The following is a 1,355-nucleotide window of genomic DNA, read 5'->3' on the forward strand; positions in this document are numbered from 1 at the left end:
GTGTTGGTGGCGGTGCTGGCCTCCGGGGCAGCTCCGCAGCCGGTCAGCAGGAGTGCAGCCGCGCCCGCGGTGGCAACGCCGGCCATTGATCCGCGCTTAAAGGTGGCACGCAGAGAGTTCTTCAATTTTCCTCCAGGAAGAAAGAGTAGGCGCTACGACGGAAGTTCAATGAGTGTCTGTCTGCGGTGTTCCGCTGATCTCTGTTGTCACTGATGGATTTCGCAGCACTGCGCCGAGGCGCACTTATGCAAGCTACTGTAGTGGCCTGCGCCACGTCCCGATAACACACGTCCCGGCGAATGCCCAGATTGTTGAGAACTTGTTACCGAGAGGTAGCCGGTGCCCGCCGCGACCACAGACGCCTCCGGCGCCGGTCCCCGCAGGAACCGGCGCCGGAGGCGTATGTGGCGGCACGGAGATTGCCGGGTGTCCGGCTACAGCCGCACGAGCATCTTGCCGGTATTGGCGCCGTCGAGCAGGTCCATGACGGCCTGCGGGGCGTTCTCCAGCCCGTCCACCACCGTCTCGTCGTAACGGACCGTTCCGTCGGCCAGCCAGCCGGACATGGTCTCGACGAACTCGGCCATGTGCTGCCAGTAGCCGCCCACCAGGAAGCCCTTGAGCGTCAGTTGTTTGCCGATCGCCAGCATGAGGTTCCGCGGTGCCGGCGTCGGTTCGGTCGCGTTGTACTGGGCGATGGCCCCGCACATGGCCACCCGGCCACCGACCGTGAGGGCGGACAGCGCGGCTTCGAGGTGCTCGCCGCCGACGTTGTCGAAGTAGACGTCGATCCCGCGCTCACCCGCGGCCGCGGCGAGCTGTTCCGCCACGGGGCCGTCGTGGTAGTTGAACGCGGCATCGAAGCCGAGTTCGAGCAGGCGTGCCACCTTTTCCGGCGAGCCGGCGCTGCCGATCACCCGGGACGCGCCCATGGCCTTGGCGATCTGCCCGACGAGCGAGCCGACCGCGCCGGCGGCGCCGGAGACGAACACGGCGTCGCCGGGCTTGAATTCCGCGACCTTCAGCAGTCCCGCGTAGGCGGTCAGCCCGGTCATGCCGAGGGCGCCGAGGAATGCTGACGCGGGGGCCAGATCGGTGCGCGCCACCGTCGTGGCCGCGGCATCGACGACGGCGTATTCGCGCCAGCCGAGGCCGTGCACCACCGTGTCGCCCACAGCGCGGCCTTCGGCCCGGGACGCGATCACTTCGCCGACGGCGCCGCCGTCGAGGGCGGTATCCAGCGCAAACGGCGCGGAGTAGGACTTGACGTCGTTCATGCGTCCGCGCATGTACGGGTCCACCGAGATGAACAGGTTGCGGACCAGGACCTGGCCGTCCTGCAGTTCGGGCAGCGC

1 protein-coding gene is annotated in these 1,355 nt (G+C 68.0%); it reads right to left on the bottom strand.

Going from position 1 to position 1,355, the window contains the following annotated elements; translation table 11 throughout:
- Positions 1 to 434 precede the first annotated feature (434 nt).
- Positions 435 to 1,355, bottom strand: a 921-nt coding sequence (locus LQV45_RS32920) for an NADP-dependent oxidoreductase (protein WP_230011857.1), incomplete at its 5' end; no start/stop codon positions are given.

This window comes from Microbacterium sp. Bi128, assembly GCF_918698205.1.